Origin of the sequence: Cysteiniphilum halobium, assembly GCF_003574425.1 — a bacterium.
GTDB lineage: Bacteria > Pseudomonadota > Gammaproteobacteria > Francisellales > Francisellaceae > Caedibacter > Caedibacter halobius.
Map to the genome: position 1 here is coordinate 1 of NZ_QLIU01000021.1, position 17,208 is coordinate 17,208.

Annotated in this window: 17 protein-coding genes; 6 read left to right on the plus strand and 11 right to left on the minus strand. The window is 38.0% G+C overall.

Features of this window, described 5'->3' with window-relative positions:
- From DNK85_RS04620 to DNK85_RS04630, 3 genes are all read left to right on the plus strand, one after another.
- Positions 1-195 (plus strand): hypothetical protein (locus tag DNK85_RS04620; RefSeq protein ID WP_119327918.1); only part of this gene is annotated, 195 nt, incomplete at its 5' end.
- Positions 196-413: 218 nt separating this feature from the next.
- Positions 414-1,133, plus strand: a complete 720-nt coding sequence (locus DNK85_RS04625; RefSeq protein WP_119328404.1) for a phytochelatin synthase family protein — start codon at positions 414-416, stop codon at positions 1,131-1,133.
- 141 nt (positions 1,134-1,274) lie between these two features.
- On the plus strand, positions 1,275-1,781 hold the full coding sequence (locus tag DNK85_RS04630; RefSeq protein ID WP_119328405.1) for a DoxX family protein: 507 nt from the start codon (positions 1,275-1,277) through the stop codon (positions 1,779-1,781).
- A gap of 57 nt (positions 1,782-1,838) precedes the next feature.
- Here the strand turns inward: DNK85_RS04630 and ftsZ are convergent, their stop codons facing one another.
- The 4 genes from ftsZ to DNK85_RS04650 all read right to left on the minus strand — a co-directional run bounded on the left by ftsZ (position 1,839) and on the right by DNK85_RS04650 (position 6,197).
- The gene (ftsZ, locus tag DNK85_RS04635) at positions 1,839-3,032 is read right to left on the minus strand and encodes a cell division protein FtsZ (RefSeq protein WP_119328406.1); all 1,194 of its coding nucleotides are present in this window, start codon (positions 3,030-3,032) and stop codon (positions 1,839-1,841) included.
- Between the two features lie 89 nt (positions 3,033-3,121).
- Complete coding sequence (gene ftsA, locus DNK85_RS04640) at positions 3,122-4,357, minus strand: cell division protein FtsA (protein ID WP_119328407.1); 1,236 nt, start codon at positions 4,355-4,357, stop codon at positions 3,122-3,124.
- A 215-nt stretch (positions 4,358-4,572) separates the two neighbouring features.
- Positions 4,573-5,292, minus strand: a complete 720-nt coding sequence (locus tag DNK85_RS04645; protein ID WP_119328408.1) for a cell division protein FtsQ/DivIB — start codon at positions 5,290-5,292, stop codon at positions 4,573-4,575.
- Positions 5,289-6,197: a D-alanine--D-alanine ligase gene (locus tag DNK85_RS04650; protein WP_119328409.1), complete on the minus strand. Its 909-nt coding sequence runs from the start codon at positions 6,195-6,197 to the stop codon at positions 5,289-5,291. Before DNK85_RS04650 ends, DNK85_RS04645 begins: the two co-directional genes overlap by 4 nt.
- A gap of 149 nt (positions 6,198-6,346) precedes the next feature.
- On the opposite strand from DNK85_RS04650, the gene ttcA reads away from it, so the two are divergent.
- Together ttcA and DNK85_RS04660 are read left to right on the plus strand one after the other, a co-directional pair.
- Positions 6,347-7,153 carry a tRNA 2-thiocytidine(32) synthetase TtcA gene (gene ttcA, locus DNK85_RS04655; RefSeq protein ID WP_119328410.1) on the plus strand — a complete coding sequence of 269 codons (807 nt, stop codon included), beginning with the start codon at positions 6,347-6,349 and terminating at the stop codon, positions 7,151-7,153.
- Between the two features lie 204 nt (positions 7,154-7,357).
- Positions 7,358-8,446: a carbohydrate kinase family protein gene (locus DNK85_RS04660; RefSeq protein ID WP_162896527.1), complete on the plus strand. Its 1,089-nt coding sequence runs from the start codon at positions 7,358-7,360 to the stop codon at positions 8,444-8,446.
- A gap of 32 nt (positions 8,447-8,478) precedes the next feature.
- On the opposite strand, the gene DNK85_RS04665 is transcribed toward DNK85_RS04660, so the two are convergent.
- The 6 genes from DNK85_RS04665 to DNK85_RS04690 form a co-directional block, all read right to left on the minus strand.
- Entirely contained in the window at positions 8,479-9,657 is a 1,179-nt protein-coding gene (locus tag DNK85_RS04665) for a type VI secretion system protein IglI family protein (RefSeq protein WP_119328412.1), read from the minus strand.
- A 15-nt stretch (positions 9,658-9,672) separates the two neighbouring features.
- Positions 9,673-10,317 (minus strand): DotU family type IV/VI secretion system protein, encoded by a 645-nt coding sequence (locus DNK85_RS04670; RefSeq protein WP_119328413.1) that lies wholly within the window; start codon positions 10,315-10,317, stop codon positions 9,673-9,675.
- A 216-nt stretch (positions 10,318-10,533) separates the two neighbouring features.
- On the minus strand, positions 10,534-11,289 hold the full coding sequence (locus DNK85_RS04675) for a sulfite exporter TauE/SafE family protein (RefSeq protein WP_119328414.1): 756 nt from the start codon (positions 11,287-11,289) through the stop codon (positions 10,534-10,536).
- 102 nt (positions 11,290-11,391) lie between these two features.
- The gene (locus DNK85_RS04680) at positions 11,392-11,850 is read right to left on the minus strand and encodes a hypothetical protein (protein ID WP_119328415.1); all 459 of its coding nucleotides are present in this window, start codon (positions 11,848-11,850) and stop codon (positions 11,392-11,394) included.
- 231 nt (positions 11,851-12,081) lie between these two features.
- Positions 12,082-13,458 (minus strand): leucyl aminopeptidase family protein, encoded by a 1,377-nt coding sequence (locus DNK85_RS04685; protein WP_119328416.1) that lies wholly within the window; start codon positions 13,456-13,458, stop codon positions 12,082-12,084.
- A gap of 121 nt (positions 13,459-13,579) precedes the next feature.
- Positions 13,580-14,509 carry an ArgP/LysG family DNA-binding transcriptional regulator gene (locus DNK85_RS04690; protein ID WP_119328417.1) on the minus strand — a complete coding sequence of 310 codons (930 nt, stop codon included), beginning with the start codon at positions 14,507-14,509 and terminating at the stop codon, positions 13,580-13,582.
- A 122-nt stretch (positions 14,510-14,631) separates the two neighbouring features.
- Here DNK85_RS04690 and DNK85_RS04695 point away from each other — a divergent pair, with 122 nt between their 5' ends.
- Positions 14,632-15,261, plus strand: coding sequence for a LysE/ArgO family amino acid transporter (locus tag DNK85_RS04695; protein WP_119328418.1), 630 nt, complete (start codon positions 14,632-14,634; stop codon positions 15,259-15,261).
- Between the two features lie 41 nt (positions 15,262-15,302).
- Here the strand turns inward: DNK85_RS04695 and DNK85_RS04700 are convergent, their stop codons facing one another.
- On the minus strand, positions 15,303-16,814 hold the full coding sequence (locus DNK85_RS04700; RefSeq protein ID WP_119328419.1) for an RHS repeat-associated core domain-containing protein: 1,512 nt from the start codon (positions 16,812-16,814) through the stop codon (positions 15,303-15,305).
- Positions 16,815-17,208 lie beyond the last annotated feature (394 nt).

The window sequence follows — 17,208 nt, forward strand, 5'->3', positions numbered from 1 at the left end:
CATAAGGTTGGTGAATACAAAGACGCTAAATTAAAGCCAATCAAACGTAAAAAACATGGTCGGTTACAGTCTAGCTATTTCCGGTATGGCTTGGATATGATTGCTAATGCTTATCAAAGAGCAGCTTTTAGCATAAGAGATTTTAAGCTCTGCCTTAAGATTTTAAATCGACCATTACAGGAGCTACTCAAATGAAAAAATCATCGTGTACAGAGATGCAAAGTTTAGCACAGTCATTTCCCATTCTCCTTTGCAAGAGCATTCCTAATTGAGTCTCTCAATAGTCATTTGACTTTGTTTTGTACCGAAGTAGGAATGTTACCAAGTCCTATACCCAAAATAAAATTTGACATCCCATACTTAAAAGAGCAGTATTCCAGCATTTATTAATAAATCAATATGGTGCTTTATACATGAAGAAAGTTACCCTCTTACCAGCTACACTTTTGTCAATCCTTGCTATTAATTCATTTGCCATACTTCCGGTTCCTAGCGATGTAATATCTTTTTACTCACCAAAAGGACAACAGTTATTAAATTCTGCAAGTAATAATAACAAAGCTGAAGTATATAAGCTCCTTGGGTATTTTACTACAGAAAAGGGAACAGAATACTGTGCTCCTGCATCTATAACTATGGCTTTAAATTCACTCGGCCTTACTCCAGATATTGCTCCAGCCCACAAACCGTACGTAATGTATACTCAAAATAATTTATTTTATAACAAAGAAGTTCTTGATAAATATGAGTTGAGCCCTCCGTTAATCATGGGAGGAGGGCTTACTTTGTCTCAAGCAGAAGAATTGGTTAAGTCTCAAAGAGGTGCTCATGCAACTAAAATTTTTGGAAATACTATTAAATCAGCTGATGAACTCAGAAAGATACTTTTAGCTAATTATCATTCAGGTAAGTATATTCTTCTTAACTTTGACAGAGCATCTATAGATGAGGTTGGTAGCGGACACTTTTCACCTCTAGCTGCCTATAATTCAGATTCAGATAAGTGGCTTTTACTAGATGTTGCAAGATATAAATACCCACCTGTTTGGGTAACTACTGAACAAGTATATAAATCAATGCAAGACAAAGACTCAACTAGTCACAAACCTAGAGGCTTATTAATTGTTTCTTGATGGTGGGTAACAGAGTCATGGTGTTAATTTGATATTAGCGAAATTCAATCACCCAAAAGAGTGATAAATTCATAATAGAAATATTGTACAATGGTTTCCGGTAGGTATATAGTTAATTAACCATACCAAGGGAGAATACTGATGAGTAGCAACAAATATCACTTCAATAATGCTCTTGATTTACAACTTGCGCTAATAAGAATATATATCGGCATCGACTTTATCCATCATTTTGCTGAAAAATTTGGGTTATTGGGTGCAAGTGCATATCATGGTGTATCACACTATTTTGCAAGTCTGGGCCTAGGTACTGGTTTTGTTATCCTAGCTGGATTATGTGAATTTGCCGCTTTTATAGGGTTTACATTTGGATTATTTACTAGAATTGCGGCAATTGGAACAGCCTTATATTTAATTATTTCATTATTTTCTGGATTTCATTATTTAGCGGGTTTCACTTGGGCAGATCATGCAAATAACATCATGATTCATGGATCTTTACAATCGGTATATGGTGGATGGGAATACCCACTTTTATGGGCATTCATCTGTCTATCTTTTGTATTAACAGGAGGTCGAAAATGGTCGATCGATGCAAAAATTAGAGCCAATACAAAAAACAAGGCTTTACAGTTTTTATGTAAATAAAACTTTTAAGCCTGACCTGCTTTAGAAGAATTAATGCAAGCCGTCGATAGATAAAAGTTAATCCGCCTTACGACGCAGAAAAGTAGGAATGTCTAAATATTCGTTATCTGATTCAGCCGCTACTTTTTGCTCTTTTTCAACTTCTTGTGCTTCAACTGATGGCGCTTGGCGTCTTAAAGTATTATTCGAGTTAAAAGTGTTATTATCTGGCGCTTTAAATGCAACATTTTGGCGACCATAAGGACTTGCTGATTTTTGCCCCGTCGCACCACTGATAAACGTAGCATGTTCATTAGCTGTATCAAGACCTGTTACCACGATAGTAACACGTAGTTCATCAGACATATCTGGATCAATAACTGTACCGACAACAACTGTTGCTTGATCTGAAGTAAATGCTTTAATCACATCACCGACTTCCTCAAATTCACCAATTGACATATCCATGCCTGCAGTAATATTAACAAGCACGCCTTTAGCACCTGCTAAATTTACATCTTCTAATAATGGACTTGCCACAGCCGCTTCTGCCGCCTCACGCGCGCGATTCTCACCGGCTGCAGTTGCCGTACCCATCATCGCCACACCCATTGCTGACATTACAGTTCTGACATCAGCGAAGTCAACGTTGATTAAACCAGGTCGTGTGATCAACTCAGCAATACCTTGAACAGCACCTTGTAATACACCATTAGCAGCTTTAAATGCATCTAATAAGCTGATATTTTTACCCAAAACACTCAGTAATTTTGCATTTGGAATGGTAATGAGTGAATCAACACTTTGTGATAATTCACTAATGCCATATTCAGCCAATTGCATTCTACGACGCCCTTCAAATGGAAAAGGTTTCGTGACAACAGCCACTGTTAAAATACCCATTTCTTTTGCAACTTCAGCGATCACTGGAGCAGCCCCAGTTCCGGTTCCACCACCCATCCCAGCAGTAATGAATACCATATCAGCACCCTCTAATGCTTGCTGGATACGTGCACGATCTTCTTGTGCTGCACGCTTACCAACCTCGGGATTAGCGCCTGCACCTAGACCTTTAGTTAATTCATTACCTATTTGAATTGCATGACGCGCACTTGAATTTTTAAGCGCTTGTGAGTCAGTATTGGCACAAATAAACTCAACGCCTTCGATATTTTGTGTCAACATATGCTCAACGGCATTGCCACCACCACCACCAACACCAATGACTTTAATGACGGCATTATCTGTTAACGATTCTGAAATTTCAAACATGTAATAGACTCCTCTTAGTATCACTATATTTTAATTCTTAATTCTTAATTCTTAATTCTTTTTAATATTCTTTCGCTTTTAAAAAAACGCTAGAAATGCTTACCAAACCAACCTTTCATCTTTCCCCACATGCCTGCGTTTTCAACATCCTCTTCATATGCCACCTGCCCTTCTTCAATCTGCATGTGGCTGTATTTAATCAAACCAACACCTGTTGAATGTACAGGATTATGTAGTACATCTTGGACACCTGTTATGTTTGTCGGTCCACCAATGCGCACTGGCACTTTAAATATCTCCTCCGCTAGCTGGGCAATACCACGCATCTTGGCAGCTCCACCTGTTAATACGATACCTGCTGAGATCGCTTCTAATAAATTATTCTTATCCAACGCTTCATAAACAATGCCAAATAATTCCTCCGTTCTTGCCTCAATCACGCCAGCAAGCGTTTGTAAAGGTACGCGTCGCGCCAAACGATCAGCAAGACCAGGAATCTCAATCGCATCATCAGACTTAACAAGATTGCTCATTGAGCACCCATATTGAATTTTGATCCGCTCCGCAGTATCTGTTGCCACACGCAGTGCATGCGCGATATCACTGGTGATTTGGCTACCTGCAATAGGAATAACTGAGGTATATTTAATTGCACCTTCGACAAAAACAGCAACGTCAGTTGTGCCTGCACCAATATCAATCAAACAGACACCCAGTTCTTTTTCATCATCTGTTAATACCGCATAGCTTGAGGCAAGTTGCTCAAGTACGATGTCCTGAACTTTAATACCGCAGCGATTAACACACTTTTTAATATTCTGCACGGCACTTGAGGAAGCTGTCACCATATGAACCTTTGCTTCTAAGCGCACACCTGACATACCCAATGGCTCTTTAATGCCATTGTGATTATCAATCATAAAGTCTTGGTAAAGAATATGCAAAATTTCTTGATCTGCTGGCATGGGGACTGCTTTTGCTGACTCAATGACGCGATCTAAATCACGTTGTGATACTTCCGCACTTTCAATAGCTACCACCCCATGTGAATCAAAGCTACGAATATGGCTTCCAGCAATACCAATATAAGCTTCTTTGATACTAAATCCGCAGACGTCTTCTGCTTCTTGCACGGCTTTTTGAATCGCTTTGACCGTCGCATCAATGTTGACAATCACGCCTTTTTTAAGACCTTTTGAAGGCTGCGTACCAATACCAATAATATTGATCTGCTCATCTTCATTTAACTCTGCCACCAAAGCCACAACTTTTGACGTTCCGATATCAATGGCACACAATATCTTCTTTTCCACGATTTCAGACATATTCTAGATACTCATTCCAGTTTTAGTGTTTTAACTTACGTCGCATTCTTTTGTTACTTCCCCTAATTCTCCATGACATTCACGTATCATTTCTGACCAAAAACAAGGGTAAATCAACCTAAGCTAAGGGTTTCAAATAAATTGTGTATACTCTAACATAAATTCGGCAAAACTGAATCTTGCTTATACGGTAAACTTACGATTTTTTGCTAATTTTATCCTTTTTGCGCTCCATCATCTGCTGCTTTAAAGCCCACAGCAAAACCACTATGATAACGCATATCAACGCTTGCTAGTTTCTGTCCTTTGGGAATTTCAATATTCTTATAATTTTGCAATAGCTGCAATAACTTTTGTTCAATACGGTTTGATCCAAGCGACACCTTAACATCAGTATTTAATGTCACTTGCCATTGATTGCCTTGGAAGCTTATATCACGAATGCTAAAACCATTGCCTAGCGCTATCTTTTGCAAATGCTCATAGCCATTTTCTATCGTATCAATATTATCTTTAGTGCTATAAAAAACCGGTAAGTTCACCGATCCAGAAAAATATTTCGGTGCAATCACCTCTTTATCTTCAAGGAGTATCTCATTGAGCGAATTCCAATAGGCTTTTGGTTGATATTCTGTTAACTCAACAATCAACTGATCCGGCCACTGTTTTTGCACTTTGATTTCTTTGATCCCTGGGTATTGCTTGATAGCATCTGTTACATCATCGACATCAAGCTCCCACCACGTATCTTGTTGAAAGGGTTTAATTAAATTTACGATTTGTGGTTTGGAGATATAATCAAGCTCGCCCTTTGTTACAATCGCTACTTTCTGCAAATGCATACTACTTTCTTTAAATACGTAACGCACACCAAACAAAAGCATCAAAACAATCAAGGCAAAGCATGCCGATTTCACATATAGCTTTAGTTTCATAATGAACTTTCAAGTATTTTAAGCACAAGTGTCTTAAAATCCCAACCGTAAGCCTTAGCTGCTTGCGGCACCAAACTTAGGTTAGTCATTCCCGGCACTGTATTAACTTCAATTAGATAAAGTTCATTGTCTTGTGATAGCATAAAGTCAACGCGCCCCCAACCACTGCACCCTACAGCTGAGAAGGCCTTAAGTGCTATGTCTTTGAGGTTTTGCTCCATATCTGGCGTGATACCACTTGGACAGTGATAGGACGTTGCTGCTTCCTTAGTATACTTAGCATCATAGGTATAAAATTCAAGTTTTGGATCAATCCAAATCGATGGTAATGCAATATCATCAATAATTGAAACCGTTAGCTCCTTGCCCGTAATCCACTCCTCTGCCATTACCTCGCCATACTGCGAGGCATCTTCATATGCATCAGCTAAAGCATCTATTGATAACACCTTATGAATACCAACACTTGAGCCCTGTGTTGTCGGTTTAATCGCTAATGGAAACTTAAGGTTAGACACATCAAGAGATACATCAATTATTTTTGACTTAGGCGTCAATAATCCTTCTGCTTGCCATAGTTTTTTGCTACGCATTTTATCCATCGCCAAAGCGCATCCCAGAGTGTCTGAACCAGTATAGGGAATCCCAAGTTGATGCAATAAAGCCTGAACGTGACCATCTTCGCCATCACCGCCGTGAAGCATAATTAAACAGCGATTAAGATGTGCATTGACAAGCTGGTGTACTAAATCTTTACCTGAAGCATCAATCGCAACGACATCAACACCGAGTTGCTCCAACGCAGTAATTACTGCAGTCCCTGAGCGTAACGATACTTCACGCTCAGCAGAGCATCCGCCATAGAGCACACCAACTCTGCCAAATCTATGCTTTAAATGTGACAAGCACAACTCCTAAAACAGCAAATCGTCAAATAGCAATTATGTTAGTCAGAATCGCGCAGTTTATCCAGCGCAATCTGGCAGCAAATGGTCTTACCTGTATTTGCCAATTAGTATATACTGTGCAAAATTTTTAATACTTAACGACACACATGATTGAAATTGCCGTCCCTAAGTGCAATACCACCCCTAATAAGTTGCCTTTAAATAAACTAGAAAAACGCCTTTTGCGCAAAGTTGGTCATGCGATTGAAGACTTTAATATGATTGAAGCTAATGATAAGGTTATGGTGTGCTTATCCGGTGGCAAAGACTCTTATACACTGTTACAGCTGTTATTGATATTACAAAAGAAAGCACCCATTCACTTTGACATTATTGCAGTTAATCTTGATCAAAAACAACCTGGGTTTCCAGAAGATATATTGCCTAAATACCTCAGTAAGCTTGATATTGAATATCATATTATCGAGCGTGATACCTATAGTGTGGTTAAACGCGTTATCCCAGAGGGGAAAACCACCTGTAGCTTATGCTCACGTATACGCCGCGGTATTTTGTATGATTTTGCGCATGAAAATAATGTAACTAAAATTGCATTAGGCCATCACAAAGATGACATTATTGAAACCTTCTTTTTGAATCTTTTTTATAATGGACAATTAAAAGCAATGCCTGCTAAACTTAAAAGTGACGATAACAGAAATATCGTTATTCGCCCATTAGCCTATGTCGCTGAAAATGAGATCATGGCTTACGCAACACATATGAACTTCCCAATTATTCCCTGTAATTTATGTGGTTCACAAGAAAATCTGCAACGCAAAAAAATTAAACAAATGCTAAGTGACATGGAAACTGAAACTCCGGGACGCAAGGAGGTTATTTTCTCCTCACTACAGAAGGCCGCCCCGTCTCAATTACTCGATCAGGTGTTGTTTGATTTTAAATCTCTTTAGCCTAGGTGGTGCGTGAGCCCAAATAAAAGACTCGCGCACCATACCCCCCTTCACATCAATATACTAACACTTCGTCTTAGTGCTCGAACAGTTATGTTATGTAATGATATGTTACCCCTTGCTAAACTGAATTAAATGATTCATGACAGCTGCTAAAAATTAAGGCACAATATCTTTCATTAATGTTTTACTGGAAGCATACATATGAAAGCTTTGACAATCGGTGGCGCAACATTAGATACGATTATTGAATACGAACAAATGGAAACCATGGAGATCCAAAAGCCACACACCAAGCAATCCTATTTGCTACTTGAGGAAGGTGCTAAAATCGAGGTTACTGATCAGAAGTGCTTTAGTGGTGGAGGTGCTACCAATGCTGCTGTTTCCTTGCAAAAACTTGGATTTAACGTGCGCTTTTTTGGCAAAGTAGGCAAAGATAATATTGGTAAATCACTGCTAGAAGAACTGAAATCTCAAGGAGTAGACACCTCTATTGTACGCTATTCTAGTCATTACGGTACAGCAACCTCTTATGTTGTACCATCGCTTAAGGGAGATCGTACGATCTTTGCTTATCGTGGCGCAAACCGTGATTTATTAACCGAAGATCTGCCAGTTGCTGCAATTGAGGAAGCTGACTTTGTCTATGTGACCTCACTAAGCAAAGCTTCTGCCGCTCAACTGCCACAAATTGTAAAACTTGCTAAAGCATGTAGCACTAAAGTTGCAATTAACCCGGGCTATAGTCAACTTGAGGTTGGTAGCAGCTTTATTCTTGAGGCTTTAAGCGGCATTGACATCTTAATTATGAATTATCAAGAAGCGCAGAAATTAATGAGCTCCTTATTAAGCTGTGAAGACAATCTCACATCTGAAACAGCTATGGATCACCACCAAAACCTACTGCAAGCACAACCGGTTTATCAAGATAGCTTTTTCTCATTAAAGACTTTCTTTCAAAAAGCATTGAATCTTGGTCCGCGCATTGTTGTTGTCACTGATGGCAGTGAAGGGGTTTATGTCGCCACTGAGAAGAAAATGTACTTTCACCCAGCACTTAACATTGATAATGTGATTAATACACTAGGTGCTGGTGACGCTTTTGGTTCAAGCTTTTGTGGCGCAATTTATGCCGGTGAAAATGTCCGTACCGCTATTTATTATGGTCTGATTAATAGCGCCTCAGTGATTCAATATCATGATGCTAAAACAGGCCTGTTAGACAAGGCGACGATCACAGCTAAAATTGCAGATCTACCTGATACTTTAAGTATCGTTGAGTGGTATTGATTAACTTTAACATAGTAGTTATTTTGTATTTTTTATTCTTTAGATAAGCCTGCTTGATCCCAAACTCCTTCAATTTCCTCCAATAGATGATTAATTTCATTATCATCAACAAGTGATTCCTCTTTATCATCTATAATATCTTCTTTAAAACAAATATCTTCACTCTCAGACAGTATATTAACATCTTCTATTAATTTTTGTTCTTCATTTTGAGCACGTTTCGTATAATCACCCTGCTGAAACTGCTCGTCATGATAATTATTCTCTGCCATACTCGGTAAATCACGCAAAAACCGCATTGGATCACTTTGATATAGCTTTTTGGCAATATGCCATTCCAATGAATTGGAATTTTGCTCAATATGCTTATAAATCGTGCGTGCGTTAGGCGCTATACTCTTATACAGTGGAAAAAATAGCCCAGGAAAATAATCTTTAGGATCAAAGTCTGTTAACTCTTTTTGTATATCTTCGTAAATGATTGCTCCTTCAAAAAAACGTTTGGCATTGATCATGCTTTGTAAAATCAGAACTTTTTTGACGAATTTATACCATTTGACTGACGCAAACTCATCGACATAACGGTGCTTGACTTGTTTTTGTGGTGATTGTTTTACAGTAGACTCATTTGGCTGTTCAACAACGGAGGCAACAGCTTCATGCTGCTGTTCTTTATCAAGCATACGCTTAATAGCAAGTTGTAGCTCTTTTATCGTTTTGTTAGTTATGAGTACTGACTTGCGTCGAGCTAAATCTAGTTGCACTGATGTTAAACTTTGTACTGTATCTAATAATGATTCATAGGAGACAACCAATGCATCAACATCAAAGAATTTGAGCTGTTTAATTTCGGCGGTTATTTTCATATTAAGCATTTGTACAAAGATATCAATAGCACTTAATAAAGTTGTATCAAAACGCTCTAAAGGAGATAGACGCCCAGATAAAGTATTGAGTTGTTGATCATAAGCACTAATACAAGTATGAATATCTGTCAAAGACTTTGAACGTAAAAACAAATCCGCAGCATATCCCATAAAAAGGATATATACATCTATACTTTTGGTTTCTTCAACATATTGACTAATCGCATCGATAACCGCTTGATATTTCCCTTCCTGGTATTGATGCACAATTCCACTCATCAACATCGGGTTTAAACGCTTAAGTTGTACAATCTCTTCAAGTTCGCTTAAGAATGCTAACTGCATATCTATCCTCCTTAATTACGCAAAAAAGTAAATGCCAAGGGGTACCAGAATACAGATAGCAACAACACTCCAAACGATATTCTGCGCTTTACGGCTATTAGGCATCTGCTGATAAGAAGTTGTTGAGGCAGCAACATCTTCATGTATATTTGTATTTTGGTTAAAGTCCTTTAATATTGATTTAACACGTGAAATATATTGATGGCGCTCTACATGATTTGGATTGTGATAATATTTCCCTGAAAAACCATCTTGTAATACCATCAGCAGAACTTCATAGTTTATTTTAGGATAAATTTTATTTGATAGCACTTCATCTAGCACATCAAAGACAAACTCACCACCATCAGTGCGCCCAAAAAATTCAGCCTGCAAAGTATCCCAAAGGCATGGCAATTCATACTCAGTAATCAGTAACATAAATTTCTCATCGATATTGGCAACGATCGGAAAAAGGATAAACTCAGCAATTTTACTACTATAGCGCGTATTGAGTTGATTTTGCATCGCCAATAATTGTGCTCGCATTTTCTGACGACATTTAAGCACATCCTGGTCACTTGTTTTATCTATATTATTAAGCATAAGCGTTTTTTTAAAATCACTTGCCACATAAACTAAATCGCTTAATTGCGATAATAATTGAAGTTCACTTTGCATTGTTCCAACCTTCCTTTATGTCTTTATTAGCGCGCTTGTTTCACCCATCAAATCAGATAAAACCTATCGTACTGATCCCTTTCATAGTCTAGACTCCGCCCATTTGTAATAAAATCATGCGATTAACTATCGCTATGTATACAGCAAGATACTACCACAGTACATGAAGATGTAAAGATGTCTAGCCACTAAGAAGCAAAAGACTTGAGTATCTGGTTAAAAAAATAATAACTTAAGCATCAAACCTAAAAGTACTAGCATAACAATCTTCTTAAGCCACCTGACATTCGCCTTAAGCACAAATTGCGCTCCCAACAAATACCCCATCATCGCCGCTGGCAAGGCAATCATTACAATATACCAGTCAATGTTACCAGCCCATAAGAAATAGATTAAAGCGCCAAAGTTTGCGGATAAATTGACAATTTTGGCATTGGTTACTGACTCCTTTGCTGACATCGACAAAATATACATAAAACCCAAGAATAAAAACGTTCCGGTACCCGGACCAAAAAAGCCATCATAGGCACCAACAATAAAACACACCAAACTCAAACGTAGATAAAATTTTACCGTTAAAGTGTAGTTACTTTGTGCCTGATAATTTTTAAATGCACCAATGATTAAAATCGTCGGAATAATAATAAGTAACAACGTCGTCATCAACTGGTAACTGACCAGATGACTAATCAGTTTCGCTCCCAGTAAAGAGCCAATAAATGCTAAGAAAATACCTAAAATAATCGTACGCCAATAGACCCTTACCGAACACAACAAACGAATAACAGCAGAAAATGTCCCCATCGACATGACCATTTTATTAGTTCCTAACACCAAATGTGGCGGTACACCAACACTTAAATACGTTGGAATAGTGATCATGCCACCACCACCGGCAACACAATCAACAAAGCCTGCAAAAAAAATCATTACAAAAACAAAAGCACCTGATAAAAACGAGATGTGCTCCATACTAGTCACTTTATACCAATCGTTAGAAAGTATAATGTACTGCTTATTTTAACGAGTTACTAACTATTTTTGTGATTAACTGGAGAAAACCCATGCCTATCGCTATTTCATAAATGTTCTTTGAATTTCCTGTGCGGTTAAAAATGACTGCAATAGCATCACAAGCTTGTCAAACTCCATAGAGATTTTAGTATAAGTTTTCTGATAAGAAGACTTCAATAACCGATAATAATAAGCAAGCTCAAGACTCGCTGTTTTACCAATATCGCTAAAGTATGATGGTGACACGCCTAATTTTTGCGCGCGCTTTGGATACCATCCAGCATAGATTAATGAACAATCAAGTACCTTCTCAAGCTCATCGATATTTTTATGCGAAATCCCATTTAATAGACTTTGTGCAAAAGTCATCTCTTTGAGCTTAGTATATTTAACATTTCTAAGTAAAGCATAAACAACAAAAGCCTCAATCTCGACATCAAGTTCAATTCCAACCACTTTCTGTGACTCACTAATGAGATCATAAAACGATTCAATCATTGTATTTGCAATAACTACCATAAACTTTCCTCATTGCAACATCCTACAGTAATTATAGTCAACTTTTCAGGCTATGGTATTTTCTCCAGGTTATTTGCTGGAAATAACAGTGGTTCCACAACCGGGAAAAAGAAAGCGCTGAATATTATCAGTGCAAATATAAGATAAACAATTGCTTTGAGCATAATATTCAGACCTTGAACTACTTTTATGATGACTCAAACTATAGCACAATTTCAACATCACTTAAGGTTATACACCCAGGTGTATTTTAAGCATTTCAAATGCTGCACGAATACCCATTGCCTCTCCTCCAATCATACGCCCTGGCATATTTGAGATATTCCACGCCATTAAATCAAAATGAAGCCACGGAGTGTTGTGCTCAATAAAGCTTTGCAAAAACAATGCCGCACTAATGCTACCGGCATATGGCACTGCTGCTGAATTCTTAATATCTGCTACCTGGCTATCAAGCAGTTTGCGATAAGATGCATACAACGGCATACGCCAAACAGGGTCTTGCACTTTTTCCGCGGCAAGACTTAGTTTATTTGCCCAGTCTTCGTCATTGGCAAAAAATGCTGACATCTCAGTACCAACTGCGATGCGTGCCGCTCCTGTTAATGTCGCGAAATCCATCACAAGAGTTGGCTTTTCATGTGTTGCTTCGGTTAAGATATCAGCCAACACAATCCGCCCTTCAGCATCGGTATTGGTCACTTCAACCGTTGATCCATTATACATTTTAATCACATCACTTGGGCGATAAGCGTTGCCTGAAATTGCATTTTCAACCGCTGAAATAAGCACGGTTAAACGCACCGGTAATTGCGTATCCATAATCAAACGTGCTAATCCTAAGACTTGCGCTGACCCACCCATATCTTTATGCATCAATAGCATGCCACTGGCGGGTTTGATATCCAAACCACCACTATCAAAGACAACACCTTTACCAACCAGCACAATATGCGGATGTGCTTCATTACCCCAATCTAGCCGAATGCGTCTTGGCGCTCGGACACTGGCACGACCCACAGCATGAATACCGCGATAGCCCTTTGTTAATAGTTCATCACCAACGATTTCTGAGAACGTCGCTGAGAATGTTTGCGCTAACTTTTGTGTTTGTCGTGCTATCTCTTCAGGCCCCATATCTTCAGCTGGCGTATTAATCATATCGCGCACTAAATAAATTGCGCGCAAAGTTTTTTCAACCGCAGCAAACTTTTTGGGTAAATATAATTTAATTGTATTGGTTTTTTTGTCTGATTTATACGTTAAAAATTGATAACAACCTAAACCAAACGCCAAATAGAAAAGCTCAGAATCAACGACATTAAAAGGGTCAACAATCTGATAATCACAATGCGGTAATGACTGGCATAAGTTGGCCATTGACCACATATCTTTGGCATCAACAACGACTAATGCCATCGCTAACTGACCATCAAGACTAAAAAACAAAGCACTCTTGCCGGAGGCTGCTTTAAAATTTTGTGCTTTAAGATAACTCTGCTTTGATTGCTCTTGCTCTATTAACCAGCTTTGGTATTGCGCAACAGGGACAACAATGAGCTCAATTGCTTCTTTTTTGATTGTTTTGTAAAAACATGAAAATGCCATAATAACCTCATGATAGATTAATTGATAAAAATATATTAAAGCATTACCAGCGATTTGAAAGAGTCACCTGCAAAATATACCCACTGCAACAGATTAACGATAGGTATATACCGCTTGTGAATCATTCTATCGTGTTTAATGAGCCTGCCGAAATCTTTGCCAATATCGATTGAGCATGATCAATAATCATACTGTTCATCTTGCGATACGTCACATCAGGCAAATCCCAATAGTGCCAATAAAGTGGCATTTTCCAAATCTTTTGCCTATCCAGAACGATAAGCGTACCACTTGCTAACTCAGTAACAATATCTGCTTTAGGAATCAAAGCATAACCTAAACTCTCTAAACATAAAGATTTAAAACTTTTGACTGATGGCGCAATGTGCATATTATTCGTATCAAGTGCTAAATGATAAAACTGGTGCATTACCCGCATGTTTAAATTATCTTTTTGATTAAATGTTAAAAAAGGTGCGCTTTTTAACGCTTCAAACCATGCCAGAGAGTGCACTTGATATTTGGCAAAATATCGCTGATAAAAATCCAATGAAGCAACCAGCAAATAATCCATGTTACCCAATAGCGCACTTTGGCAGAAAGGATAATTAACCGTTTGATTAGAAATACATGCTAATGCCTTACCCTCCTTGATATAGCTTGCAGTTAACTCCTGATCATCGGCAACCATCTGCCAGCGTATACTAGGATATTCTTTGGCTACCTTGATCAAAACTTCAGTAAACCACGTATCTAGACTATCATAATTAATCGCGATACTTAACTTTAGTGCCTGGCGATGAACATCAATCTCTTGTGTTAATACAGCTTCTAACCATTGCACTTTTGCCCAGTGATTTAATAGTTTCTCGCCCAAGGAGGTTGCCCGATAAGGCAAGTAGCGCAACATTAATGGCGCACCATAATGCTTCTCTAGCAGCGCTATGCGCTGTGAGACAGCCGACTGTGAAATATTTAACTTATTTGCTGCTTTTTCAAAACTCTGCAGCTTGATCACACTACTTAGTGCGATTAGCCCTTTGTAATCCATCTGACACCAAATCATAAGTCTATCTAATGATTCATAATAATATTTAATTTAACTAATTACAGCAACCAATATAACATTGCTTTTAGATAATATACTTAAGCTTAATTGGAACGATATATCTAATGGCATTTTTCACTGGCTTACTTCTAGGTTTGACCCTTATTATGGGTATAGGTGCGCAAAATTTATTTGTTATTAAGCAAGCTATCACACGTCAATATGCATATAGCACGGCTTTGGTTTGTTTTATCTGTGATGTTATTTTAATTACCATCAGTATGTTTCTTACTGCAACAATGACCCATTACCTTCCGTTTATCCGCCCAGTATTACTGATCGCTGCCATTATTTTTTTATTCTACTATGGTACCCTTTCATTAAAATCTGCCTATCAAAGTCATGTTTCAGTTAACACACTGTTAAGACATAATCAAAATAGCATCCAGACATTAAACATCTATAAAGTCATTTTTCTAAGCTGCTCATTTAGTTTATTAAATCCACAAGCAATTTTAGATATCGTTGTGCTTTTAGGTGGCGTTGCTTCTAAATACAAGCTTACCTACTTACAACTAGAGTTTATGACTGGCGCCCTCAGTGCAAGCTTCATCTGGTTTTTTGGTATCACTGCCCTTGGTCTACGCCTTAATCTTTTTTTCCAAAGTCGCCATACGTGGAAATATTTAGAGCTATTCTCAGGTCTATTTATGTATGTCATTGCTGTTAAATGTCTTTTTTTACTTATTCACTGAGAATAATTCAGCTTTATAATTTGTATAACTTTATTAATTTTCTAATACTCGCCTGTATATAGTATATTAAGCTTTAAAGTACCATCCTCTAATTTTTTAGCAATCCTCTGACGCGTTAACATCTCCTTAGCATTATTTGACAAATCTCTATGTTTTATGACTTCAAACCACATTTGTGTATCTTTAATAGGATCGACAGTGTGCATTAGATTAGATGCTTCACAATCAATTGCGCTAACTGCAAATACTATTTCTTCTGCAGTATTATTCAATTCTTTACGTGGATAGTCATGGGCAATTAAGTTTAGAATATCAACCTGAAACTCTACAGCTGCTGCTTGATCTATGGGGTATCCTAGCGCAGCATTACGACTATTTATAAGTTTATTTAGCATGTCTTTTTTCTCTGTTATAGTTTTTCCCCCTATATCAAGAGTATCTTGTTGAATCGCATCTTGATTATCTCTAGCTACCAAGCTATTTGAAGCACTTATACTTTCTGGGACGGCAACATCATCTTCCTCAGGAATAGGTCTTCTATTATTATCGGTATTAGCAGGCTGTTGCGATGTTCCATATTCTATATTGGGAGTATTTTCCGTATTTAGCGCCTCTGTATAACGATTGTTCGACCTTTTCTTATAATATCTACCAAGCGTACCCCCTACACCACCTATTAGCATTATTCCTCCAATAGCGCTTATAAGCGGTACAAACCACCTTTTATTATTTTTCCACCAATCATGCCCACTAGGATCAATCCCCATTAATGGATTGTTGTTACCATAGTAATATCCATTGATTAATCCTTGGTTATTAAAAGCATAACTATCAGCTTGGATAAAGCTTCTTAAATGTGGGTTATAGTCGCGTGCTTTGAGATAATACAAACCAGTCAATGGATCAAACATATAACCGGAATATCGCAGCGGATTAATCGCAAGATCTAATGTGCCATTGCCACTGTCCGTCTTCTGCCCTCTGAACTCCGTCCTCTGTCCTCTGTCCTCCGTCTTCTGTCCTCCGTCTTCCGTCCTCTGAACCCCATAGACACTATATTGATAAAACTGTGACTTATCACCCAACTGACCAATCACCGAACCATGACGATTATGTAACAGCACAGTTGCATTGCCATTAACACTTCTCGCCACCACATTATTCGCGATTAAATACGCAGATGAATGTGCACCATCGCTTGAATTCAACAGCGCATTATTGCGTGAATAATAATGCACCAGTACCTTGGTGTTATTTTGCGCTACAGCACGCAGACCGTTGGCGTAGTAATACTCGCTTTCTTTAGCACCTGAGGCGAGGCTCACTTGTGTTAGCGCATTCGCCGCATTATAGCTAAAGCTTGCGCCTTTATTATCCGTAGACATATTGCCATTGGCATTATAATGAATCGCTGAGCTGAACAAAACACTGTACTGATTTACACTTTGATTATTGATCGATTTAATACTATCTAACGAATACGCCATGCTTTGGGTGATCAAAAAACATGACATTATCACGCCAATACATAGCTTAGATTTATTATTTAACATTTTTATCCTACTCCTGATTTTGTCCTTGGGTTGAAATAAGCATTTAATTGATTTAAGAATGTATATTAACGTAAGAGTCAAGAGAAATTTGTTTATTTATTCATCGCCACTTATTTATCAGCAGAGGAAATCATATAGAGTTTTCCCTTGACTTTAACATATCTTCAAAGCGCATAATCTACAGCAAGATAGTCAATCGAGTACTTAGTATGCTAAAATTGAACTTTCACAGCTTTTACAGGGACTGTCTCTTAATATTTTGCTTATCGTTTTTATTAATGATTCAAAAGAGTATTGCACATAGCGTCCGTTGTAGGCATTTGATGCACTCAATCTCCTATGAAAAAATACTACCAATAAGCTACGACGTTAACGCTCTGTACACGATGATTTT